The organism is Pseudomonas sp. FW215-R2 (assembly GCF_058789255.1).
Genome location: NZ_JBYTBO010000024.1, coordinates 16063 through 40095, shown reverse-complemented (window position 1 = coordinate 40095; position 24033 = coordinate 16063). Strand labels below are relative to the sequence as shown.

General features: G+C 62.2%; 15 protein-coding genes and 1 pseudogene. 9 read left to right on the top strand and 7 right to left on the bottom strand.

The genetic code is table 11. The annotated features are described in order from the left end of the window. The first annotated feature begins 325 nt into the window (after window positions 1–325). On the top strand, window positions 326–4204 hold the full coding sequence (locus tag AC3WRD_RS25720; RefSeq protein WP_102622349.1) for a non-ribosomal peptide synthetase: 3879 nt from the start codon (window positions 326–328) through the stop codon (window positions 4202–4204). Window positions 4205–4264: 60 nt separating this feature from the next. Here AC3WRD_RS25720 and AC3WRD_RS25715 read toward each other — a convergent pair whose 3' ends face one another. The 3 genes from AC3WRD_RS25715 to AC3WRD_RS25705 form a co-directional block, all read right to left on the bottom strand. After that, window positions 4265–8734, bottom strand: coding sequence for a hemagglutinin repeat-containing protein (locus AC3WRD_RS25715; protein WP_102622348.1), 4470 nt, complete (start codon window positions 8732–8734; stop codon window positions 4265–4267). Between the two features lie 94 nt (window positions 8735–8828). Next, window positions 8829–10556 (bottom strand): ShlB/FhaC/HecB family hemolysin secretion/activation protein, encoded by a 1728-nt coding sequence (locus AC3WRD_RS25710; RefSeq protein WP_102622347.1) that lies wholly within the window; start codon window positions 10554–10556, stop codon window positions 8829–8831. Between the two features lie 105 nt (window positions 10557–10661). Continuing rightward, on the bottom strand, window positions 10662–11795 hold the full coding sequence (locus AC3WRD_RS25705; protein WP_102622346.1) for an MFS transporter: 1134 nt from the start codon (window positions 11793–11795) through the stop codon (window positions 10662–10664). 97 nt (window positions 11796–11892) lie between these two features. Here AC3WRD_RS25705 and AC3WRD_RS25700 point away from each other — a divergent pair, with 97 nt between their 5' ends. The 3 genes from AC3WRD_RS25700 to AC3WRD_RS25690 all read left to right on the top strand — a co-directional run bounded on the left by AC3WRD_RS25700 (window position 11893) and on the right by AC3WRD_RS25690 (window position 15477). Then, window positions 11893–12657: an AraC family transcriptional regulator gene (locus tag AC3WRD_RS25700; protein WP_102622345.1), complete on the top strand. Its 765-nt coding sequence runs from the start codon at window positions 11893–11895 to the stop codon at window positions 12655–12657. 109 nt (window positions 12658–12766) lie between these two features. After that, window positions 12767–13888, top strand: coding sequence for an HlyD family secretion protein (locus tag AC3WRD_RS25695; RefSeq protein WP_096822021.1), 1122 nt, complete (start codon window positions 12767–12769; stop codon window positions 13886–13888). After that, window positions 13885–15477, top strand: coding sequence for a DHA2 family efflux MFS transporter permease subunit (locus tag AC3WRD_RS25690; protein WP_096822022.1), 1593 nt, complete (start codon window positions 13885–13887; stop codon window positions 15475–15477). The genes AC3WRD_RS25695 and AC3WRD_RS25690 overlap by 4 nt, the downstream gene beginning before the upstream one ends. Before the next feature lie 4 nt (window positions 15478–15481). Here AC3WRD_RS25690 and AC3WRD_RS25685 read toward each other — a convergent pair whose 3' ends face one another. After that, window positions 15482–15922: a carboxymuconolactone decarboxylase family protein gene (locus AC3WRD_RS25685; protein WP_096822023.1), complete on the bottom strand. Its 441-nt coding sequence runs from the start codon at window positions 15920–15922 to the stop codon at window positions 15482–15484. A 252-nt stretch (window positions 15923–16174) separates the two neighbouring features. On the opposite strand from AC3WRD_RS25685, the gene AC3WRD_RS25680 reads away from it, so the two are divergent. From AC3WRD_RS25680 to AC3WRD_RS25670, 3 genes are all read left to right on the top strand, one after another. Then, the gene (locus tag AC3WRD_RS25680; RefSeq protein WP_102622344.1) at window positions 16175–16681 is read left to right on the top strand and encodes a sigma-70 family RNA polymerase sigma factor; all 507 of its coding nucleotides are present in this window, start codon (window positions 16175–16177) and stop codon (window positions 16679–16681) included. Next, the gene (locus AC3WRD_RS25675; protein WP_102622343.1) at window positions 16681–17640 is read left to right on the top strand and encodes a FecR domain-containing protein; all 960 of its coding nucleotides are present in this window, start codon (window positions 16681–16683) and stop codon (window positions 17638–17640) included. The genes AC3WRD_RS25680 and AC3WRD_RS25675 overlap by 1 nt, the downstream gene beginning before the upstream one ends. 99 nt (window positions 17641–17739) lie before the next feature. Further along, window positions 17740–20169, top strand: a complete 2430-nt coding sequence (locus tag AC3WRD_RS25670) for a TonB-dependent receptor (protein WP_102622342.1) — start codon at window positions 17740–17742, stop codon at window positions 20167–20169. A gap of 70 nt (window positions 20170–20239) precedes the next feature. Here the strand turns inward: AC3WRD_RS25670 and AC3WRD_RS25665 are convergent, their stop codons facing one another. Further along, complete coding sequence (locus tag AC3WRD_RS25665) at window positions 20240–21811, bottom strand: sensor domain-containing diguanylate cyclase (RefSeq protein WP_096822027.1); 1572 nt, start codon at window positions 21809–21811, stop codon at window positions 20240–20242. Between the two features lie 213 nt (window positions 21812–22024). On the opposite strand from AC3WRD_RS25665, the pseudogene AC3WRD_RS25660 reads away from it, so the two are divergent. Together AC3WRD_RS25660 and AC3WRD_RS25655 are read left to right on the top strand one after the other, a co-directional pair. Beyond that, window positions 22025–22177: pseudogene (locus AC3WRD_RS25660) on the top strand (PAAR domain-containing protein); the annotation flags it as partial. A 17-nt stretch (window positions 22178–22194) separates the two neighbouring features. Then, window positions 22195–22485, top strand: coding sequence for a hypothetical protein (locus AC3WRD_RS25655; RefSeq protein ID WP_102622341.1), 291 nt, complete (start codon window positions 22195–22197; stop codon window positions 22483–22485). A 123-nt stretch (window positions 22486–22608) separates the two neighbouring features. Here the strand turns inward: AC3WRD_RS25655 and AC3WRD_RS25650 are convergent, their stop codons facing one another. After that, on the bottom strand, window positions 22609–23070 hold the full coding sequence (locus AC3WRD_RS25650; protein ID WP_102622340.1) for a hypothetical protein: 462 nt from the start codon (window positions 23068–23070) through the stop codon (window positions 22609–22611). 152 nt (window positions 23071–23222) lie between these two features. Then, a complete protein-coding gene (locus AC3WRD_RS25645; RefSeq protein WP_096822029.1) occupies window positions 23223–23888 on the bottom strand; it encodes a ribonuclease T2 in 666 nt (221 codons plus the stop codon). Window positions 23889–24033: the final 145 nt, after the last annotated feature.

Sequence of the window (24033 nt, the reverse complement as noted above, 5' to 3'; positions counted from 1 at the left end):
AAGCCCGTGCTTGACGGTAAGCGACAATGGCTGCCGTTTTTTGAAGACCTGGCAAAAGTCACAAATCAGTTAATTGACAGGGCTGTTTTATGCGCCTACGTTACCCCGCGAAGTGTTACCAAATGCTTCAACCTCACAACAAGAAACACCGCCAAGGATTGGCGTCATGCAACGGTTCCAGCCCCGCCTGACACACCTGGCGCACCCCTGAAAAACTGAAAACGGCGCTTGCCGTCGATTCCGGACCTGTCGCTTTCGCGCCAACCGGAATGGGCACGGTATTGCCTGCCAAAAACCCGACGCAACGGAAGAAAGGATGACTCTTATGCGTGACGTACACTCGTGCCCGCTTTCCACGGCACAGCAGGAAGTCTGCCTGGCCATCAGCCAGAACCACAGCAACCTCAACTACCATCTGTGCGATGTCATCGAACTGCGCGGCGAGCTGAACCTGACCTGGCTCGAAGCCGCCATCGGCGCGCAGTTCCGCCAAACCGACACCCTGCGCGCCACCTTCAGGACCGACCCGCAGACCGGCACCTTCGCCCAGTACATCCAGCCCATCGATACTCTGCCAGCCAAGGCCTTCGAGCATCTGGACGTCAGCGACCAGCCTGACCCCGAAGCCGCCTGGCGCCAGGTGCTCGACCACCTGTTGCAAACCGACATGGACCTGCAACACGGCCCGTTGATCCGTTACGTGCTGATCCGCCTCGCACCCCACCACCACCGCATGATTGAACTGGCCTCGCACCTGGTGGTGGACGGGTTCGGCCACGGAATTCTGTTCGGCAACATCACTGCCCACTACAACGCCCTCAGTCGCGGCGAAGGGGTCGAACCGTTGACGCTGGCGCCGTTGTCGAGCGTGTTCGAGGCGCAGGAGGAATATCGCCTCAGCGAGATGCACAACAAGGATCGCACCTACTGGCGCCAGTACTGCCTGAAGATGCCCGAGCCGACCCAACTGGTGCCGGGCGATGCGCCGCTGATCCGGCTCAATCGCCTGCGCAAAGTGTTCGGCGGCAGAACCCTGCAACGCCTGCGCGCCGCCGCCAGCGAACACCAACTGCGGCTGTCGAGCATCCTGCTGGCACTGTGCGCGACTTACTTGCAGCGCATGACCGGGCAAGACGAACTGGCGCTCGGCATGCCAGTGGCGGCACGTCAGCTCAAGGCCCTGCGCAACGTGCCATCGATGGTCGCCAACATCCTGCCGCTGCACCTGTCGTTCAACGCCGAGAGCACGGTGCTGACGGTGGCGGCCAACCTTCAGCGGCAACTGCGCCATCACTTGTTGCACCAGAGCTACCGCAGCGAAAGCATGATCCGCGACCTGCACGCCGAGCGCGGCAACAAGCCGCTGTTCAACACCCTGCTGAACATCGTCGCCTACGATCAGGGGCCGGGGTTTACCGGGTGCGAAACCACCCTGCAGAACGTCGCCAACGGACCGGCGGATCATTTTGGCATCGACATCTTCGACCGTCACGCCGATGGCCGGTTGGAGATCGGCTTCAATGCCAACGCCGACCTGTATTCCCCTGAAGCGCTGGAGCTGCATTACCAACGCCTGACCGCGCTGTTCGAACGTTTCGCCACAGCGCCCGAAACCCTGGCGGCCGACTACGATCTGTTTCTGCCCGACGAACAGCAGCGTCTCTACTCGCACCCGCAAAGCGATGCGCCGTTGCCGGTATTCGCCGAGGCCTTCGCCGAGTCCGTCCGCGAACATGCCCAGCGCCCGGCGCTGAGCCAGGGTGGGCGACACCTGAGCTATGCACGCCTCGATGACGAGGCCACCCGACTGGCCGCGCATTTGCGCGAACGCGGTGTGCAGGCCGGTGACTGCGTGGTGGTGATGTTCTCCCGCAGCCTCGAATGGGCGGTGGCCGCCGTGGCCCTGTTCAAACTCGGTGCCTGCTATGTACCGGTGGACCCGGACCTGCCCGAGGCACGGATCGAACACATCTTCAGCGATGCCGATCCGGCGGTGGTGATCGTCGCCCCCGGCAGTCAGCTCAAAGTCGAGATCGCCGCCGACAAACAGCTGTGGCTGAACACCGAGTTCCTGGCGCAACTGCCGCCGGCCAACGAGCCGTTGGCGCCGTTCGAAGCTGGGCTGCCGGGCTACCTGATCTACACCTCCGGCTCCACCGGCAAGCCCAAGGGCGTGGAAGTCACCCAGCGCAATCTGGTGCCGATCGCTCGGACCGCCATCGACGCCGCGCAGTTGCAGCCCGGCGCGCGGGTGCTGCAATTCATCGCCGCCGGTTTCGACATGTCGGTGCTGGAAATCATGATGACCCTGTTGGCCGGTGCCGAACTGGTGATCACCGACAAAGTCACCAGTGCTCCCGGCCGGGCCCTGGCGCAACTGGTCAAGCGTGAATCCATCGATTTGCTGGTGATGACTCCGAGCCTGCTGGCCTGTCATCAGACCGAGGACTTCCCTCAGGACACCGTGCTCATGCTTGGCGGCGAGCCGTGCACCCCGGCGCTGCTGGCGCGTTTCTCCCATTGCCGCCTGCTCAACGTTTACGGCCCGACGGAAACCTCCTTCGCCACCTCGATCAACGCCTGCTACGGCGCCGGTGATCTGTCCATCGGACCGGCCACCGCCAACACCCGTCTGTACGTGGTCGACAACCGCCAGCGCTTGTTGCCGCCGGGGGCCTGGGGCGATCTGTTCATTGGTGGGCCGGGCGTCGCGCGGGGCTATCGCAATCGTCCCGACCTCACGGCCAAGGGCTTTGTCGCCGACCTGCTCGACGCGCAAGACACCATGTACCGCGCGGGCGACCGGGTGTTTTTCGATCATGCCGGGCGCATTCACTACCTAGGCCGACAGGACAACCAGATCAAGCTGCGCGGTCTGCGCATCGAGCTGGACGAGATCAAGAACGTCCTGCTCGGTTGCGCCGGTGTCGATGACGCCACGGTCATGCTGCGGGAACTGGCCCACGGCCCGGCCATCGTCGGCTACGTGGCAAGCAAGGATGAAAGCCTCGACAGCCAGCAACTGAAACAGGCGCTTGGCCGGCACCTGCCGCAGCACATGGTGCCGAGCGTGATCATGCGCGTGGCCGAATTCCCGTTGACCCCCAACGGCAAACTGGCTGTCGATCGCCTGCCCGCGCCGACGCGGCAGGACGCAGCCGAACTGTCGCCTGCGCAGACCCCGGAAGAAGCCACGATGTGCAACCTGTTCGCCGAAGCGCTGGGCTGCAGCGAAGTGTTTGCCAACCAGAGTTTCTTCGACCTCGGCGGGCATTCGTTGCTCGGGTTGCAACTGGTCAGCCGGATCAAGGAACAGTTCGGCATCGCGCTGGGCATCGCCGACTTCCTCGCAGGACCGACCCCGCGACAACTGGCCCGACGCCTGCAACACAACACCGGTGCCAGCGATCCGTTCGATGCCGTGCTGGCGCTGCGCACCGAAGGCAAGCGGCCGCCGCTGTTCTGCATCCACCCCGGCGGCGGGATTGCCTGGCCCTACGCAGGACTTTTGCCGTACCTGCCCGAGGATCAACCGCTGTACGCGCTGCAATCGCCGATCCTGCGCGATCCGACACGGGTGATCGAGTCGCTGGATGAACTGGCCGAGGAATACCTGCAACGCATCACCGAGCTGTATCCCGAGGGGCCGTATCAACTGGCCGGCTGGTCGGTGGGCGGCAACCTGGCGTTGCGCATGGCGGCGATGTTGCAGGCCCGGGGACGTGAGGTGAGCTTCCTGTGCATGTTCGACAGCTATCCGCTGCAGGGTGGCCCGGCCTCGCTGAAACTCGACGATGCGATGATCATCAGCCGTATGACCCGCGCCATCGTCGGCACGCCGCGAGCCGGCCTCAAAGGCCTGAAAAGTGCGATGGAAGAAGTGCTCGGCAGCCGGCAGATCGGCGACGAGTTCCTGAGCCGTCTGGTCGACGATTCGAAGCGGATGCTGGAGTTGTTGGGCAGGACGCAGTACGAACAGTACCGGGGCGATATGTTGTTCATCCGTGCCACCGCAGACATCCTGCGTCAGGATGAACAGCAGCCGTCGCTGTGGTCGCCGTACATCAGCGGCGAGCTGATCCGGCATGACGTCGAAGCCCCCCACGAGTGCCTTTTGCAGCGTCAGTACCTGGAGCAATTCGGCAAACGCTTTGTGGAGGAACTGCTCAAGCGGCAGACCGTTCAAACGCTGACCGCGGTTTAACCGCTACAAAAAAAGGTGGGAGCCCGTTACCGGTCTCCCACCTTTTTTATTGCCGACGAATCAACCTCTTTCGTCGATCCCCGCTTGCAGGGACTGGCTGTCCAGGTGACCGCTCAAGGTCACCGGGCCGACTTTCAGGTTACCGTTTTCAAGGGAAACCTTCGGTGCGTTTTCTTCGGTTTTGTGCGGCAGATCCAACCCGGCTTTCACGCCGTAGTCGCGGTTGCTCAGGTCGCTGCTGCTGACCTTCGAACCACCCAGATCGACGTTGCCCCCGGTGGCGGAAATCCGCGCGCCGGTCAGTTGCGTAGCGCCGCCGACAGTGAGGTTCACACCCTGGCTGCCGCTGATACCGGAAGCCTGTTTCACGCTGTCCTTGTGCGCGTATTCGCCGTCGACTTTCAGCGTTGGCTTGTAGTCGGTGCCGGCCAGTTTGCCTTTGTCATCTGCGGGCGTCTTCTTGGCGGTCAGGCCCAGATCCACATCGACCTTGGCATGAGTGCTGGTGTCCTGACGGCTTTCGACCGTCAGATCACCGGCCACTTTGCCGCTGACATTGCGCGCATCGATCCGCGCACCGCTCAGGCTCGCATCGCCCGCGCTGTTCAGCACCACAGTGTCAGCCTTGATCTGACTGTTCTGCTGGGTGGTGCCTTGCAGGTAGTCCACGCCGACTTTGGCCCCGGCATTGAAGCCGTGATCGCTGCTGACTTTTTCATCGGCGGCGGTAGGCGTACTTTTGCTCAGATTGCCGCCGGCGTTCAGCGCAACGTTCCAGTTGTTGCGGTTGTCGCTGGACTGTGCGGACTCCTGAACGAAGCCGCCCTTCTGCGCGTCGATGTTGACGTTTGGCGCGCTGACCTGAGTGCCTTGCAGGCGCACCGAGTCGCCGCTAAGCGCAATGCCGTTCTGGCTGTTGAGCTGACCACCGGTGAGGGTCTGCGTGTTCTCGTTGACCCGACCGATGTTGAAGTTGCCGCTGAGGTTGCCGCCCTGATCACGGCTCTTCTCGCTGCTGGTTTTGCTGCCGCCCGCCTTCAGGCCACCACCGAGATTGCTGCCGGTGGCGACGTGCGTGTCGGTGGCCGCTTGCAGGTCGAGCTTGCCGTCGGCCTTCAGGTCGATGTTGCCGACGCTGTCGATCTTCGTGCCTTGTTGAACCTGATTACCGCCGCTGCTCAATTGCACCGGGCCGTTGCCGCTGATGCTGGCGACATGCGCCTGGGTGTCGGTGGTCTGGTTGCCTTTGTGATCGAGCTGGAACCCGGCGCCGAGATCGACATTGGTGCCGTCGGTGCCCGGCAAGGTGCCGACGGTCAGCGAGCCGTTGCCACGCAGGCTGGAGCTGTCGCTGCTCTGACGGTCGTTGGCCTGATTCAGGGCCAGATCACCGCCGGTCTTGACGCTGACACCGCCCTGGCCGCCGTCGAAACGGCTGCCTTCGAACTGTGCGTCGCGGGCGACATTGATGTTCACGCCCTGATTGCCAGCGTAACCACCGACCACCGCCGTGGCGCTGTTCTTGCTCGACTGGCTGCTGCCGCCCGCGCCGCTGCCGGCCACGTTCACGTCTTCACCGGTCTTGGTGTAGACACGCACATCGACCTTGGCATCCACCGAATTTTCGGTGCTGCTGCGGGTGTTGTTCGCGGCATCGGCCACCAGTTTCTCAGCGCTGATGTTCACTTTGCCGGCGCTGGCGTTGTACTGGGTGCCCTGGTCGTGCAGCGTGCCGCCGACCTTAACGTCCACGGTCTTGCCGTCGAACTGGCTGACCACGGCGTTGCTGCTCTGCTCGGTTTTATCCGCGCTGGCATGACCGACCGCCACGTCGATACCGACGTTCGGCTGACCGAGATTGGCCAGTGCGTCCTTGTCCGGCACTTTGCCGTCGAGCACGTCTTTCACCGCGCCGGCAATCGGCCGGGCGATGTCTTTGTACTCGACGTTGGCGCCGATGTCTGCCGACCAGTTGCTCTCCTTGTGGGTGCTGCTCTCGGTGTTGCTGGCAGCACGGTTGTCCACTTCGTTGGCGGCGACGTTCAGACCGTTGCCAGACTTGAGTTGCGCACCCTCGGTGACGAGTTTGTCAGCGTTGATGTTCAGGCTGCCGCTGCTCTGCACACCGGTAGTTTGCGCAGTGGTTTTGCCGGTGGTGTCTTGCGAAGTGCTGTGCGAGAAATCCACGCCGCTGCCCGCGCGGTCGAGGCCGCCGGTGTAGTAGAAACCGCCGCCGGTGCTGCGGGTCTCGGTCGAAGTATTGTGGCTGTCCTGCTCGGCCAGCAACGAAACGTTCTTGCCACTCAGGGTGGTGTCGCCGGCGGTGGATTTCACCTCAGCGCCCTTGAGCGTCACATCGCCGCCCGCCTTCACTTGCACAGTGCCGCCGCTGAGGCTGGAACCCTGCTGCGTGACGTCGTTGGCAGTGACGGTTTGCGCCTTGTCTTCGTAATGCACGCCGGCGCGATATTGCTCCGCCGTCTGCTCCTTGGCGTAAGCGTCAAAACCACGAGTCTGCGTGCTGTTGCTGCTGTCGTGGGTGTTCTGCGTCGAATGCACATTCACATCACCCGCCGCATCCGCCGTCAGCGAACCGCCGGCCTTGACCGTGGAGCCGGCGACTTCGATGTCCTTGGCGCTTTTGAGCTTGAGGTTGCTGTCCGACACCAGCTCGCTGCGCACCGTGGTGCTGTCCTTGCTGTTCTGCCGGGACTCGTCCTTGGTGATGCCGAAGAACTTGCTGTCCTTGTCGTGGTTGTTGCTGTGCGAGGTGTCCTGCACGCCGTCGATGGTCAGCGAACCGTTGTCGCTGATCACGCTGGCGTCCTGGCCGCCGCGCACCTGGCTACCGCTGATGCGCACGTCGTCTGCCTTGACCACCAGTTTGCCGGCCGCGTTGATCTTGCTGCCCTGATGCTGGGTCTGGCCCTTGTCGGCGTCGCCGGTCTTGCCGAAGAAACCGCCGCCGACCAGATCACCGGAATAGCGGTTGTCGCTGCTGCGGTTGGTGCGGGTCGCGGTGGTGATTTCCACTTGTTTGCCGGCCAGTTGCAGATCGCCGGCGCTGTTCAGTTCGGCGCCTTCGGAGCGCAACAGTGCGGCGGTTTGCAGGGCGATGTTGCCGCCTTTCAACTGGCTGGTGACGCTGCGCTGCTCTTCGCTGCTGCTGTCCCAATCGGCTTTCCACAGGTGCTTGCGGTGCTTGCCCTGATCGGTCTGGGTGTGGCTTTCAGTGGCGGCGGTCAAACGCAGGTCGCCGCCGCTTTGCACGCTGAGGTTGTTCTTCGCTTCGACCTTGGCGGCTTTCAGTTCGGTGTCTTTGCCGGACGACAGCTGCGCGTCGCGGCTGGCGACGATCTGGCTGCCGTGCTGGCGCGAATCGCTGTCAGTCTTGGTGCGCTCGTAGGTTTCCCAGGTGATGCCGATGGTGCTGTTGTTCCAGTTCTCACGCTGTTCCTGGAGCTTGCGGCTCTCGACGGTGGTCAGGGTCAGATTGCGCTTGGCATCGACCTTCACGTCACGACCGCTGACGTCGGTGGCGGCCAGCGTCAGGTCCTTGCCGCTGTGCAGGCCGACGTCGCCCTGGCTGCTGCGGATGCCGGCGCGGGTCACATCGAGGCTGTCCGGGATCGCCTGGCCGCTGACGCTCAAGTCGCCAGCCGAACGAATCTGTACGCCGTCACGCCCGGCGACTTGCACAGCCCCGACCTTCACACCCGCGCCTTCGGCGGTGCTGACGATGTTGATGCGCCCGGCCTGCATCGCGCCGAACAGGCTGGCGTCGATCCGCTGATCGGTGGTGTTGCCCGCCGGGTCCACGGCTTTCACCTGGCCGCTGGCGTAGTCGATCTGATTGCGTCCGACAGTGAGGTTCAGTTGATCACGTGCAGTGATCGCACCCTGGCTGTCGATGCGTGGTGCGATCAGGTTGATCGAGCCTTCGCCATTGCGCAGCCCGCCGCCCTGAATCTGCAGCTGGCCGCTGGCATCGCGGGTGCTCAGGGCTTGCAGCTTGCCGTCGTTCAGCTCGGGACGGCCGACCACCAGATTGGCGTTCGGCGTGTTGATGAAACTGCCGCCGTTCACCGAAATGCCGTTCGGGTTGGCGAGCACGTAGTCGGCGGCGCGACCGAAGATTTCCTGGGCGCCGTTGATGGCCGACGGGTTGCGGCTGATCACTTCGTTGAGGATCACGCTCGCGGCCTGGCCCTGCAATTGCGGGTTGGCCGCCAGTTGCCCGGCGAGCTGCGATTGCCCGGCCTGCAAGGCGTTGTTCAGCACCAGTCCCTGACGGTCGACGTTGTAGTCGAGGAACTGGTTGTGCGACAGGCCCGAGCCGTTCGGCGCGACGATGTTGACGATCGGGACGCCGCCCTGGGTTTGCAGTTGCGCGGTGCCGCCGGGGCCGGGTGCGACCACCACACCGCCGGCCATGGCGCCCGGCAGATGAGCGACCAGGAACAGGCTGGCGATGGCCCAGCGCAGTTTGCCCCGTGGGGAAAGATGAAACGCAAAGGTATTCATTGGCATAAAAAACTCTCCATGTAGTGCGGCATCACGTTGCGCGTTGAGTAGAAGGCCACGGCTGTCGCGCTCAGGTCCGATGGCTGTTGTTCACTGACGTTCATATCTGTAATCCGACCCGCATCAGCCAGGTTTCAGGCTCGCTGTGCAGACCGGTCGGGGTGTTGAGGCTGCGTTGGTAATCGACATCCACTTGCAGGTTTTTCCAGCCCAGGTTGAGGCCGATGCTGGCGCCGCTCAGGCGTTGAACCGAGGCGCCGTGGTCGGCCTTGATCCAGCCGTGGTCGAGTCCGATTCGCGGGGTGAGCTGCACGGGAAAATCACTGCGCAGCGGCAGGCGCAAGGTATTGCGCCAGATCGCACCGCTGGCGCCGGACGCGCTGCTGACCCGATAACCGCGCACGGCGGAATCGTCGGTGCCGAGCAGTTGTTCGATCGCCGGCAACGGATCCGGGCTGTACTGCACGTTCAGTTGGCTCTGCCATTGCCAGGCTTGCGCGCCGAGCTGGCCGTTGCGCCACTGGCTGAGGCCGGCGCGGTACTTGCGAAACTGTGCTTTGGGCAGGTTCTTGACCTGATGATCGGCATCGTCATCGGCACCCAGCCAGCGCAGGCCCTGGGCGTAGTTGAAATCCAGGTTCCACACCGCGCGATCGAGCCAGAACAGATTGAGCCCGGCCTCGGCCACGGTCAGGGTCGGGCTCTGGATACCGAGGCGGACGTTTTCCAGGTAGCTGTCGACGTCCTTGTGCGCCAGTTGCAGGTTGGCGCTGAGCTGATGGCTCTGGTCGCGCCACAACACGCGGTCGGCGCGCAGGCTGAGCTGATCGGTGATGCCGGTGCTGTGCAGGGTCGCCGCGCTGAGTTTGAACGGCGCGCGATATTCGGCGTGGCTGGCAAAGGTGCTGAACGTCCAATAACCGTAGGGGATCGCGTAATAGAGGCTGGCGTTGCGGCTGTAGCGGTCGCCCTGATTGAGCGTGTCGCTGGCACTGAGGCTCAACAGGTCGTTGAGTTCGAGCGGACTGTCGAGCGTCAGGCTGAGCGTGTCGCGATCGCGGCCGGTGCTGACGCTGCCGAGGTTGTCGAAACCGGCCCCGAGTGCCCAGCGCGACTGCCCCGAAGTACGCGAACGCAAGATGATTTTTGACGCGCCGGGCTGGCTGCCAGGAGCAATGTCGGCGGTCAGATCGAGCGAGCGCAGACGATTCAACTGATCCAGCCCCTGCTCCAGATCCCGCAGGTTCAGCGACTTGCCAAGCATGCCCGGGAATGCACCGCCGAGAGACACCGGCAGGCTCTGGTCGGCCAGTTCGATGGATTCGATGTAGCCTTCGTCGATCAGGATATCCAGCGACTGGCCCGCTGCCGGCGCACTGCTCAGGTACGGCCGGCTGGCGATGTAGCCCTTCTCCACGTAGAGCGCGGTGATGGTCGCCAGCAAATGGTTGATCTGGCCGACACCCATGCACGGTGCCAACAGCGGTTTGATCCGGGCGTTGAGCTTGTCCTTATCGATCAGCGTGACGCCGCCGATGCGCGTGCCGCTCAGGGGCCAGCAGCGTTCGTCGGGTTTGATCGATTCAGCAATGGCCGGGGTGGCAGGCGCCGGGCCGAACGCACCGCGCTCCAGTTGCCGCTTGCGCTGTTCGAGTTGCAGTTGTTGCAGATCGCGCTGTTGCAGTTGTTGCTGGCGCAGCACTTCCTGGCCCGGGGCTGGAGCTTCGGCGGCGAGAACGCTGGGCGCACACACACTCAACAACAAGGCCGACAACAGCGGGCGAGGCAGGAAACTACAACGGGTAACAGCGCGAATCGAATACGGCACTCAACATCCTTGCAATCAAATGGCTTAATGCCATCCCATCAATTGCAGTGATAGTCAGAGCCTTCCTACACAATTGCAAGACGCTTCCTACATTGCTTACATTTCTTAAACAAATGCCTTTTTAGCGCGAATCGCCAGCGATAACGCGAGCAAGTTGCAGATCATCAGGGTTTCCCCGAGGGCCTGAGACCACGCTGCCAACATCAATCCCGCACCGATCAGCAGGTAATAAAACAGCCCCAGCAATGCGCCGGCGGTGCCCAAACGATCGGTGTAATTGCTCAGCGCTGCGCCCAGAATGTTCGGGATCGCCATGCCGAACGCCAGTACCACCAGCAGCATCGGCAGCACGAACCAGACATGCGCTTCTAGCAGCCACACACCGATGCCACCGAGCAAACCGGCAAGCGCTGCCAGACGAATCAACTGCAGCGGACGGCAACCGATCTGCAGCAATTTTTTGTTAAGCCATGCTCCAAACCCTGAGGCCAATGCGAGCATCACGCCGCTGTAGCCGAACCACTCGCCGCTCAAGCCGAGACGTTCGAACTGAAAAGGCCCGAGGCTGTAATAGCTGAACAACGCGACGTTGAACGATGCGATCCACAGTGTCGAACGCCAGATACCGGGATCGCGCAACATGTCGCCCATGGTTGCGAACAGGCCAACGGAGGTGAGTTGCGACGGACGGGTTTCCGGCAGGTTGCGCCAACTCCAGATCCACAAGATCGAAGCCAGCAGCAACAGCGCAGCGAGCACCCCGCGATAACCGAAGCCCTGAACCAGGCTCGCGCCGCTGAACAGACCGATGGCCGGGCTGGCCGCCAGCGCCATGCCCACCAGAGAAAACACCTGGGCCAGTTCGCTCCCGCGATAGCGGTCACGCAACAGCGTCTGGGTCACCACCGAGCCGACGGCGGCGCCAAATGCCGCCAGCGCCTGGGCCATCAACAAGCCGTTGAAACTGCGCACGCTCAAGCCCAGTACGCAGGCAACCGCATAAATCGCCAGACCGGCGAGCATCGAGGGCCGCCGGCCGATCCGGTCGCACACTCGTCCCCACGTCACCACACCAAACGCGAAAGCCAGGAAGTACACCGACAGGGTTTGCGCCGCCGCTTGCGGGCCAACATCAAATGCACGGCCGATATCCCCCAGCGCCGGGCTGAACAGGGTCTGGGCGATCTGCGGAAACATCAGCAGCGCAATCGCCAACATCAAAAACTTTCCAGGGTTCATCACCATGACTCCTCAACAAAAACGCCGAGGAGTTTAAAAAGTCGCGACTGACGTATTATCCAAACCCTGACAATTTATCGTTGAAATCGGACAACCCATGGCCTGGCTCGAAGCCCACGACCGTTTTGACCCGGATCGCTTCCCGGCGCCGGTAATCGGCATCGCCTCTACCCTCGGCGATCACGACTCCGGCCTGCATCGGCATCAGCGCGGGCAACTGCTCTACACCCGACAGGGCTGCACGCGCATCACGCTGGCACAGCAGCTGTGTCTGCTGCCGCCGTCGCGGGCGGCGTGGATTCCCGGTGGCGTCACGCATCGCGCGGTGATGCAGCAAAGCGTCGACTACCGCTCCATCTACCTGACGCCCGAGTTGTGTCGCGAGCTGCCGCAACAAGTCTGCGTGATCGAGGTCAGCCCGCTGCTGCGCGCCGTGCTGGAACCGATGGCGATGGCCGAGTTCGCCACCGATTGGCAGCAGGGCAAATTCGTCCATCTGCTGGGGCTGTGCCTGAGTGAAATCCGTGACGCGGCGCAGCAGCCGATGCTTTTGCCATTGCCGCAAGACAAACGCCTGGCGCCTCTGCTTGCACGCCCCGAACAACTGCCACCGGAGCTGCAAGTGCTGGAGCAACAGATCGGCGCCAGCAGCCGCACCATCGGCCGGATCTTCCAGCGCGAAACCGGCATGAGCTATCAACAATGGCGCCAGCAATGGCGATTGATGCGCGCCATGGAATTGCTCGCTACCGGGCGCAACCTCGGCTATTGCGCGTTTGAACTGGGTTTCGCCAGCGACAGCGCATTCATTGCGTTCTTCAAGACCATGACCGGCACGACGCCCGGCACCTGGCTGCGATAAGCAAACGACGACCGGCAGCAAAAATCATTTGCCACAAAATATTACCTGCGTCATATTACAGCCGTAATAACAACCCGTTTTTGCCGGTATCAGCCGCAGGTATTACGCCATGACCAGCATGCCCACCGTTGAACCCGATCTCGCCGTTCCGGTCAGCGCTTCCAAACCTCCCCTGCTCAAACGCCTGCTGTTGCCCACTGCGGGTCTGGCCGCGCTGGTGTTCGCCGGGTTGTACGCCGCGCATTGGTGGGGTGCCGGTCGATTTCTCGAAGAGACCGACGATGCCTACATTGGCGGTGACGTCACGGTGATCGGGCCGAAAGTCGCCGGTTACATCGAGGAAGTGTTGGTCAGCGACAACCAGCCGGTGAAGGCCGGCGACGTGCTGATCCGCCTCGACGCCCGCGACTATCGCGCCAATCTGGCCAAGGCCGAAGGCGCCGTCGCCGCTGAAGAAGCGCTGCTGGCCAACCTCGACGCCACCGAACAACTGCAACAAGCGGTGATCGGTCAGGCCCGCGCCGGCATCGATGCTGCCGGTGCCGAAACCGCCCGTTCCCGGGACGACAACGCACGCTACAAACGCCTGGTGACCACCAATGCAGTCTCGGTGGAAAGTGCGCAACGGGCCGACGCCACCTTCAAGACCGCGCAAGCCTTGAGCGCCAAGGCCCAGGCCGAACTGCTGGCTGCGCAACGCCAACTCACCGTGATCGAAACCCAGAAACAACAGGCCCGCGCCGCCCTCCAGCAAGCCCGGGCCGAGCGTGATCTGGCGCAACTCAACCTTGGTTACACCGAACTGCGCGCCCCGGTCGACGGCGTGATCGGCAACCGCCGCGCGCGGGTCGGCGCTTACGCTCAGGCCGGTTCGCAACAATTGTCGGTGGTGCCGGCCAGCGGTCTGTGGGTCGATGCCAATTTCAAGGAAGACCAGTTGGCGCGGATGAAACCCGGCCAGCGCGTGAGCATCCGTGCAGACGTGTTGTCCGGTCAGGAATTCCACGGTCGCCTCGACAGCCTCGCCCCCGCCACCGGTTCGCAGTTCAGCGTGCTGCCGCCGGAAAACGCCACGGGCAACTTCACCAAGATCGTCCAGCGTGTGCCGGTGCGGATCCTGCTCGACCCCGCCGACGGCGTGCTCGGCCACCTGCGTCCGGGCCTGTCGGTGACGGCTGAAGTCGACACCCGTGCCCAACCTGAAACCACCGCTGTGGCCAGCGCGCCATGAGCCGCGCCCTCGCCGTCCCTGCGCAGCCGTTCAATGCCGCCGAGATGGCGACGGCAACCAAAGTGTTCGCCTTCGCCACCATGTGCATCGGCATGTTCATCGCGTTGCTGGACATTCAGATCGTCTCGGCCTCGCTGCGGGATATCGGCGGCGGGTTGTCCGCCGGCACCGATGAAACGGCTTGGGTACAAACCAGTTACCTGATCGCCGAGATCATCGTGATCCCGCTGTCGGGTTGGCTGTCGCGGGTGTTCTCGACCCGCTGGTTGTTCTGCGCCTCGGCAGTCGGTTTTACCCTCGCCAGCCTGTTGTGCGGCGCGGCCTGGAACATCCAGAGCATGATCGCCTTTCGGGCGCTGCAAGGGTTTCTCGGCGGCTCGATGATTCCGTTGGTGTTCACCACGGCGTTCTTTTTCTTCACCGGCAAACAACGGGTGATCGCCGCTGCGACCATCGGTGCAGTGGCCTCGCTGGCGCCGACATTGGGCCCGGTGATTGGTGGCTGGATCACCGACATTTCGTCCTGGCACTGGCTGTTCTACATCAACCTGGTGCCGGGGATTTTCGTCGCCGTGGCGGTGCCGATGCTGGTCAAGATCGATCAGCCGGAACTGTCGCTGCTCAAGGGCGCGGACTATCTGAGCATGGTGTTTCTGGCGCTGTTTCTCGGCTGCCTGGAATACACCCTCGAAGAAGGCCCGCGCTGGAACTGGTTCAGCGACCAGACCATCCTGACCACCGCGTGGATCAGCGCCCTGGCCGGTGTGGCGTTCGTTGGCCGCACGCTGCACGTGGCCAATCCGATCGTCGACCTGCGCGCGCTCAAGGATCGCAATTTCGCCCTCGGCTGCTTCTTTTCCTTTGTCACCGGGATCGGCCTGTTCGCGACGATTTACCTGACGCCGCTGTTTCTTGGCCGGGTGCGTGGCTACGGTGCGCTGGACATTGGTCTGGCGGTTTTTTCCACCGGGGTGTTCCAGATCATGGCGATTCCGCTGTACGCCTTTCTGGCCAATCGCATCGATCTGCGCTGGATCATGATGGCGGGCCTGGCGTTGTTTGCGTTGTCGATGTGGGAATTCAGTCCGATCACCCACGATTGGGGTGCCGGGCAATTGATGCTGCCGCAAGCCCTGCGCGGGATTGCCCAGCAACTGGCGGTGCCGCCGGCCGTAACGCTGACGCTTGGCGGGCTGGCCCCGGCGCGGTTGAAACACGCCTCGGGCCTGTTCAACCTGATGCGCAACCTGGGCGGTGCGATCGGGATTGCGGCGTGCGCGACCATTCTCAACGACCGCACCAACCTGCACTTCACGCGGTTGGCGGAGCATCTGAACAGCAGTAACGAAGCGTTGAATCAGTGGCTGGCCCAGGTCGGCGGCAACTTCGCCGCACTGGGTCAGAGCGGTGACGTCGGCATCACCGCCGGCCTGCATCAGTTATGGCTGCTGACCTACCGCGAGGCGCAGACCCAAACCTATGGCGACACGTTCCTGATGATCATGGTGTGCTTCGTGATCGCCACGGCGATGGTGCCCTTGATGCGCAAGGTGCAACCACCGGCCGCGCCGAGTGCTGATGCACATTGACCGATCAGGCTTGTGGGGTTTTGCGAAAGCCCACGGCCAGACGGTTCCAGCTGTTGATGGTGCTGATCGCCACGGTCAGGTCGACCATTTCTTTCGGCGAAAACTGGGCAGCGACCGCTTCGTAATCTTCGTCCGGGGCGTGGGTCAGGCTCAGTTGGGTCAGGGATTCGGTCCACAGCAGCGCGGCGCGCTCACGGTCGGTGAAGAACGGGGCTTCGCGCCAGGCCGTCACGGCGAACAATCGACGTGGGGTTTCGCCGCCCTTGATCGCGTCAGTGGTGTGCATGTCGATGCAGAACGCACAGCCATTGATTTGCGAGGCGCGCAGCTTGACCAGTTCGATCAGGGTCTTTTCCAGCGGCAGTTTCGAGACGGCGGTTTCCAGGGCGATCATCGCTTTCAGGGCGTCTGGGGAAGCGGTGTAGAAATCGGCACGAGGTTTCATGGTGGTTCTCCGGGGCGAGTGAATGTGTGGCTACGTTAGTCCCGGGGGCGGGTCAGGCAAATAGCCAATCTCCCGGAAGACGAGTAGGCCACTTGGTTGGCGTCAGAAAAGAAAGTGTCGGGGGGCAATTGCCAGCGCTCGTTCCGTGCCACTAGAATGCGATCAATTCTTAATTGCACACTTTTCGCACTCTCGATTGCACCTCTACATTGCAACCAGGCAACGGACGCCCGAAACGAGTATCTGCCCTTCATGTCGTCCCTCGATCAGCCCTTGAATCAGCAAGTCCAGACGCTCTACAGCGAACACCACGGGTGGCTGCAGGGCTGGTTGCAGCGCAAGCTGGACAATCGCTGCGATGCGGCCGACCTGGCGCACGATACGTTCCTGCGCCTGCTCACCCGCCAGGTGATCAAACCGCTGGGCAGCGAACCCCGGGCGCTGTTGACGCACATTGCCAAAGGTCTGGTGATCGACCGCTGGCGCCGTCAGGACATCGAGCGCGCCTACCTTGAAACCATCGCCAGCCTCCCCGCCGACGAGGTGCCGTCGCCGGAGACCCTCTATCTGATTCTCGAAACCCTGTGGCGCATCGAAGCGTTGCTGCGCGAGTTGCCGGCGCAGACCCGCGACACTTTCCTGCTGTCGCAGATCGAAGGCCTGACCTACGCGCAGATCGCCACGCGCCTGAGTGTTTCGCTGATCACCGTCAAACGCCACATGCGCGCCGCGTTCATTGCCTGCCTGAGTGTCGCCTGATGAGTTCGTCGATGATCAATCCGCAGATTCTCGGTGAAGCCGCCGACTGGCTGGTGCAGTTGCATTCGGGCAGCGCCTCGCCGTCGGATCATCAGGCCATCGCCCAATGGCGCAGCCGCAGCGCCGAACACGCCCAGGCCTGGCTGCGGGCCGAAGCGCTGCTGGGGGATTTACGCAGTGTGCCGGCGAATGTGGCGATCCAGACCTTGCAACGGGCTTCGCGCAAAGAAGGCCTCAGCCGTCGTCAGACGCTCACCCGCCTCGGCCTGCTGTTGATGGCGGGACCACTGGGCATCGCCTCGCAACATGTGCCCTGGCAGCAATGGACCGCCGATCAGCGCACCGCCGTCGGCGAGCAAAAAACGCTGCAACTGCCGGACGGCACTCAGTTGCTGCTCAACACCGACAGCGCCGTGAACATCGCTTTCAGCCCGGTCGAGCGCCGGGTCCTGCTGCTCAACGGCGAAGTACTGATCAACACCGCCAGCGATGCCGCGGCCCGCCCGTTCATGGTCGAAACCCCACAAGGCGTGGCCCGTGCGTTCGGCACTCGGTTCTGCGTGCGCACCGAGGGGTCGCGCAGCCTGGTGTCGGTGCTGGAGGGGCAAGTACAAATCACCCCGGAACTGCTCAAGCAAAACGCAATGCTCAAGGCCGGCGAGCGCCAGCGCTTCAAACTGAACGGCTTCGACAGCGCCGAAACCTTCGACACCGCGAGCCTGGCCTGGGACAAAGGCATGCTGCTGGCCAGCAACATGCGCCTGGACGAATTGCTCGGCGAACTGAGCCGCTATCGTCGGGGCGTCTTGCGCTGTCATCCGGACGTCGCGGCGATGCGCGTGTCCGGGGCATTTTCCCTGCGCGACACCGACGCCAGTCTGCGTCTGCTCAGCGACACCCTGCCGCTGAACATCAACAGCCTGACCCGCTATTGGCTGTCGGTCGAACCCCGTGTCTGAACCCGGTGAAATTATTTTCGATGTTCACTGATACCTTTTCGCGTCTCGTTCGGTGAGTGGATAGACCTTTTAATTCCACGCGCTCGACAGGATCGCCGAATGACCGCATTGCCCACGTCCCGCCCCGCCACTTTCCCGCTCAAGGCCCTGAACCTGAGCCTTGCCCTGGCCTTCGGCGCGCTGCTGCCGACCCTCGGCCACGCCGCCGACAGCACCCGCGAAAGCGCCAGCCAAAGTGTCAACATCGGCCCCGGCCTGCTCAGCCATGTGCTGGCGCAATTTGCGGTCAGCGTCGGCGTGCCGTTGTCGTTCGATCCGGCGCAACTGGGCAATCGCCAGAGCCCCGGCCTGCAAGGCAGTTACACCGCCCAGAGCGGTTTTGCCCGCTTGCTGGAAGGCAGCGGTTTCGAGCTGATCAGCACCGGCCACAACGGTTACACGGTAGCCCCGAAAGTCGCGGCGGACGGCGCACTGGAATTGGGCGCCACCAATGTCAGTGCCTTGCGCGACGACAGCGGCAACACCTACGGCGGCGAACAGGTCGCCCGCCGCGCGCAGGTCGGCATGCTCGGCAACCAGGAAGTCAACGACCTGCCGTTCAGCGTCACCAGTTACACCGCCAAGACCATGGCCGATCAACAGGCGCAAACCGTCGGCGATGTGCTGCTCAACGATGCCTCGGTGCGCCAGTCCAACGGCTTCGGCAACTTCTCGCAGATGTTCATGATCCGCGGTCTGCCGCTGGCCTCCGATGACATTTCCTATAACGGCCTCTATGGCGTGCTGCCAAGGCAGATCATCGCCGTCGAAGCGCTGGATCGGGTGGAACTGTTCAAGGGCCCGAACGCGTTCGTCAACGGCGTGACTCCGAGCGGCAGCGGCATTGGGGGCGGGATCAACCTGCAACCCAAACGCGCCATGGACACGCCAACGCGCAGCGTCACCCTCGACTACAGCGCTGACGGTCGGGTCGGCGGGCATCTGGATCTGGGCCAGCGTTTTGGCGAAGACAACCGCTTCGGTGCGCGGGTCAACCTGATGCAGCGCGAAGGTGACACCGCCGTCGATGACGAAGACCAGCGCTCGTCGCTGTTCAGCGTCGGCCTGGACTATCGCGGTGAATGCCTGCGGGTCTCGACCGACTTCGGTTATCAGAAGCAGGTGATCAATCAGGGGCGCTCGGTGATCTATGTCGATTCGAGCCTGACAAAAGCTCCCAAGGTGCCGGACGCCAACGCCAGCTACGCCCAGCGCTGGAGCTATTCGCAACTCGAAGACACCTTCGGCATGGCCCGCGCCGAATATGACCTCAACGACAACTGGACCGCCTATGTGTCCGGTGGTGCCAAACACACCCGGGAAAACGGGGTGTACTCGTCGCTGACCGTCACCGACCTCAACGGCAACGCCCGTGGCGGCATGCTCTATTCGCCCCACGACGAAGACAACCAAAGCGCCATGGCCGGGCTCAACGGTCGCTTCGACACCGGTCCCGTTACCCATCAGTTGAACCTCGGTTGGGCCGGCATCTGGGGCGAGCAGCGCTCGGCCTACGAAACCATCGGCAGCGCCGCACGCTACAGCACCAACCTGTACAACGTCACCGACAAGCCGCGCCCGCCCGCCACCTCGTTTGCCAGCGACATCAACGACCCGCGCATCACCGGCAAGAACACCCTGCGCAGCGAGGCGATTTCCGACACTCTCGGCTTCGTCGATGACCGCATCCTGCTGACCCTCGGCGTGCGCCGTCAGACACTGAAAGTCGACGGCTGGAGCACCGTCACCGGGGCACGCACGTCAAGTTATGACGAATCGATCACCACCCCGGTCTACGGCCTGGTGATCAAACCCTGGGAACACGTGTCGTTCTACGCCAACCGCATCGAAGGCCTGGCCAAGGGCCCGACGCCGCCGACCACCGCGATCAACCGCGACGAAACCTTCGCCCCGGTGCGCAGCAAACAGGTCGAGGCCGGCGTGCGCCTGGACATGGGCAGCTACGGCGCCAGCCTCGGCGTCTACCGCATCGAACAGCCGTCGAGTTACACCCAGGACGGGATCTTCCGGGTCGACGGCCAGCAGACCAACAAAGGCGTGGAACTCAACGTCTATGGCGAACCGCTCGACGGCCTGCGCCTGCTCAGCGGCGCGACATTGATGAAGACGGAGCTCGAAGGCAGCGCCAACGGCGTGAATGACGGCAACCGCGCCGTCGGGGTGCCGCGCTTTCAATTCAACCTCGGTGCCGACTGGGACATTCCGGGCCTCGAAGGCGCCGCCCTCAGCGCCCGAATGTTGCGCACCGGCGGACAGTACCTGAACGCGGCCAACACCCAGAGCATTCCGGCGTGGACCCGCTTCGACCTCGGCTCGCGCTACGCCTTCAAACTGGACGAAAAACAGATCACCCTGCGAGCCAATCTGGAAAACGTCGCCAACGAAGCCTACTGGGCCTCGGCCAACGGCGGCTACCTGACCCAGGGCACGCCGCGCACGCTGAAAGTCTCGGCGACTGTGGACTTCTGAGTCGCGGCACTTCATCCGCCGCCCCAACGAAAAAGAGCAGGCCGTGGCCTGCTCTTTTTTATGTTGGCGATCAGCGGTCCGAACGCATCAACTCACCAATGCCGCCGTCCATCGACAACACCGCAGCGCGATTGCGACCAGCGTTCTTGGCTTGATACAGCGCCGCATCGGCACGCTGGATGAACAATTCCGGGCTGTCGTTGCCGAGCGGAATGAACGAATAGCAGCCCAGACTCACGGTGAGATAACCGGTGGGCGAGCCGCTGTGGGTGATGTGTTTGTCCATGACGCTGCGGCGGATCTGCCCGGCAATCGCCAGCGCGCCGTTGATGTCGGTGTCCGGCAACAGCACCGCAAACTCTTCGCCGCCGTAGCGCACCGCCAGATCGGATTTGCGCTGGCAGCAGTTCTTCACCACCAGAGCGACCTGGGTCAGGCAATGATCGCCGGCCACATGGCCGTAGGCATCGTTGTAGCGCTTGAAGAAATCGATATCGAGCATGATCAGGCTGACCGGACTCGACTGCCGGGCGCCCCGAGCGAATTCAATCTCCAGCGATTGCTCGAACAGGCGCCGGTTGGCCAGCCCGGTCAGACTGTCGTGAGTGGCAATCAGCTCCAGCGCCCGCTGGGCCTTGAGCAGGTTTTTCTCGATCCGCTCGCCGTCACGCACCTGATGGATGAACACCCAGCCAAACAGCCCAACCCCAAGCATCACCAGCGCCACGATGACGCTGGACTGGAAAGCGCGGTCATGCCAGCCCTTGAGAATCGTGTCCCGCGAGGAAGAGGCAGACACCACCAGCGGATAACTTTCGAGCTGCCGATAACCGTAAAGTCGTGTGACCCCATCGACCACAGAATCGATCATCGCCGTACCGGCGGAGGCATTGGGGAGCAGCGTCTGATAGATCTCGCCCTTGGCCAGCGAGGTACCGATCAACGCATCGTCGAACGGCCGGCGCGCAAGCAAAGTGCCGTCGGTCAGTCCGAGGAACATGGTGCCGTTGTCATCCAGGCTGAAGCTTTTGAAGAACCGGTCGAAGTACGACATCTTGATGCCGGCCAGCAACACGCCCTGGAAATTTCCGGCGCGGTCGTTGACCCGTTTGGAGATCGGGATAATCCAATCACCGTTTTCACGGCTGCGGATCGCCGGGCCGATGTGCGCCACGGCCGACACGTTCTGCTGGTGAAACTTGAAGTACTCGCGATCCGCCACGCCGTTGCCTCGCGGCAGATCAGGGAATGAGGTGATCACCCACTGCCCTTCGCGATCGAACAGGAACATGCCGTGCAACTGCTCCAGTTGCTGCACCCGGCGCGCGAAGGTTCTCTGCAAACGCGGCTTCTGCGCCGCGCCATAGCCGTCTTCCTGAATCCAGTCGACCAGGCTGGTCATCACCAGATCAGCGGCCAGAAAGGTGTCTTCGGCCTGCTGCGCCATCGCCCGGGTCAGGTTGGCCGAGGACATCTGCGCATTCGCCAGATCCTGCCGGCGCGACTGCTCGATCTGCAAATACAGCAGACCGGACAGACACAGACACACCGCAACGATGAACAGCACCGCCGCCTTGCGCAGCGGCAAACGCTTGAGTGTGCCGCCGGGGGCCTGATGCGGATCGTGAATGGGGATAGGCAAAAGCGTGTCCTGGGCAGGTACGACAGGGGCAAAGGCCCGAAACCCTTGTTTTTTGTGAGCGTAGCCCACCGGATAGTGCGGGGCAACCAAGTGCCACCGAGACAATCCCGACCCCGTTGATATCGGCGCGCAGCGGAAATGGATGACCTGCGATGTAATTTATTTTTCTTTGATACAGTTCTCCCCCACAAACGTGATGACAGGAGTCAAATGATGGCAAAGCCTGCCGCCCGTCTTACCGATCCCAGCACATGCCCACTCCCCGGACACGGGACCAATGCGATAGCGACTGGCTCTCCGGACGTATTTTTCGATGGCTTGGCGGCTGCACGCCAAGGTGATACCTGTTCCAGTGGCATTGCACTGCTACGGCCACCGGCCTCATGAGATTACTGATCGTCCTCGCACTAGCAGCATTGACCTCAGCACTCTTTTTTGTGGGTTACTACAAAAAATTGGAAGATGCGTATCCAGAGAAAGTTTTTTTCATCAAAAAGCACCCGACGCTCAAGTTGAGATTCGTGAACATCTTCGCGTACGAGTCAGACGATAAAAAACTGTCCGAACTCAATGATGAAGAGAGAACTCAAGTCATGGACTACTGCTGGTATCGACTTGGTATCTCTACTCAGTTAGCCAGCCAGCAAGAGCTTGAAGAATGTAAACGTCGTTGAAACAGGGAAGGCCTGTCTGTGTTAATGCAGAGGCTCGCCGGCGACCGGCCTGGGCTATGTACGAAAACTGCCTGATCGACACTCGGCGATTTTTCGTACAGCCGCTGGCTAGCAGGAGGTGAGTCAGTTCACCAGTGACGGTTGGGTAGCAACCGAGACGGTAAAGGCCACGACAAACAGCACCACGAGTGCCCAGAACATCACCACGAGTATCTGCATGACGACCTTCAGGTTTTTATAAAGCCAGCGCAACCAATGGCCTTCGGGTTTAGCTTCCGAGCGAGTTCTGAGTACACCGTTCAAATAAAAGCCGAGAAGGGCCAACAGTGCGCCATCAATGAACAGCGCAGGCAGACCGGCTGAGGGAAAAATGCTTCCCCACCGATAAAATGACGACCGGCTCAGAAACACCACATAACACGTGAGGCTGCCGTAGGGGATGGCTCTCCACCATTTGCCGGTCAGCGCTCCGGCCATCAGGCACATCATCACCATGAGCGGGTTGAGGAGAATATGGATCATCCAATCCAGTACGTTGGGGAAGTAGCCTGGGGAATTGATGCTGCGCCAGATATATTCAAACATTGTTCAGTTTCTTGCCTTCTATGGAGTCAGTGGTGCTTCCGTGCCGCTGTACGGTATCGGCGTATCCTCGGATGACATAAGCCCTGTCGTGTAAACATAAAAAAACAGGCGCCTGAAAAGGCGCCTGTTTTTGTGGTCGGTTACCGCTCAGGTCAGCGCGACGGCGGAACCCGGATATCCCCTGCCCGGCACTGGGTTTTCACGCCCTTGCCGCAGGCACCGAATTGCAGGTCCTTGCCCATGCACACCCGCACTTCCGAGAGTTCCGGGCCGCTGCAGATCACGGCAATGCCGTCTGCCGGGATGCCCGGATTGCTCTTGCGGAACAGGTCGGCGATTTCTTGCGCTTCGAAGTAATAAGAGTTGCTGAACGGTTGCAGCTCTTGCGGGATTGTCACCGCCGCCACGGCTTTATCCGCTTCGTCGAAATAGCCCATTGCCCCGAGACCGCTGCAGGTACCGTGCTTGCTCCATTCGTGATCGAGGAGTTTCTTCGTCGGGAACAGCGTCAGGCCCTTGGCGGTTTCGGCGGCCGACAGGTTGGTCAGCGGCGGGCAGGATTCCGGCCAGCCGCCCTTGGCGTATTGCGGCCACAGGCCATGCAGGACAAAACCGTAGCCCTTGCCGGTGCACTGAGGATCGTCCTTGTGAGTCAGACAGAACGTCGGCGACCAGGACAGCGTCAGCAGGTAGTAATCGAACACCCCCGCCACTGATTCCGTGGGTGCCTTGTTGGCATGCGACTGACGCGCCGAACTCAGGCCAATGCTACCGACCGTCAGCGCAATCAGCGCCATAATTGTAAAAAGCTTTTTCATCTTCCCGTTCCTTGGGACGCTGGCGTCCATGGTTTTTGTGATCTGACCGTCAAGTGGTCAGGGGCTGATTGAGTCATGCCAGTATTGCAAGCGCATGACGCAAGGCAAAGCTGTACTACGTTGAAAGGTCTACGATTAATAAGCA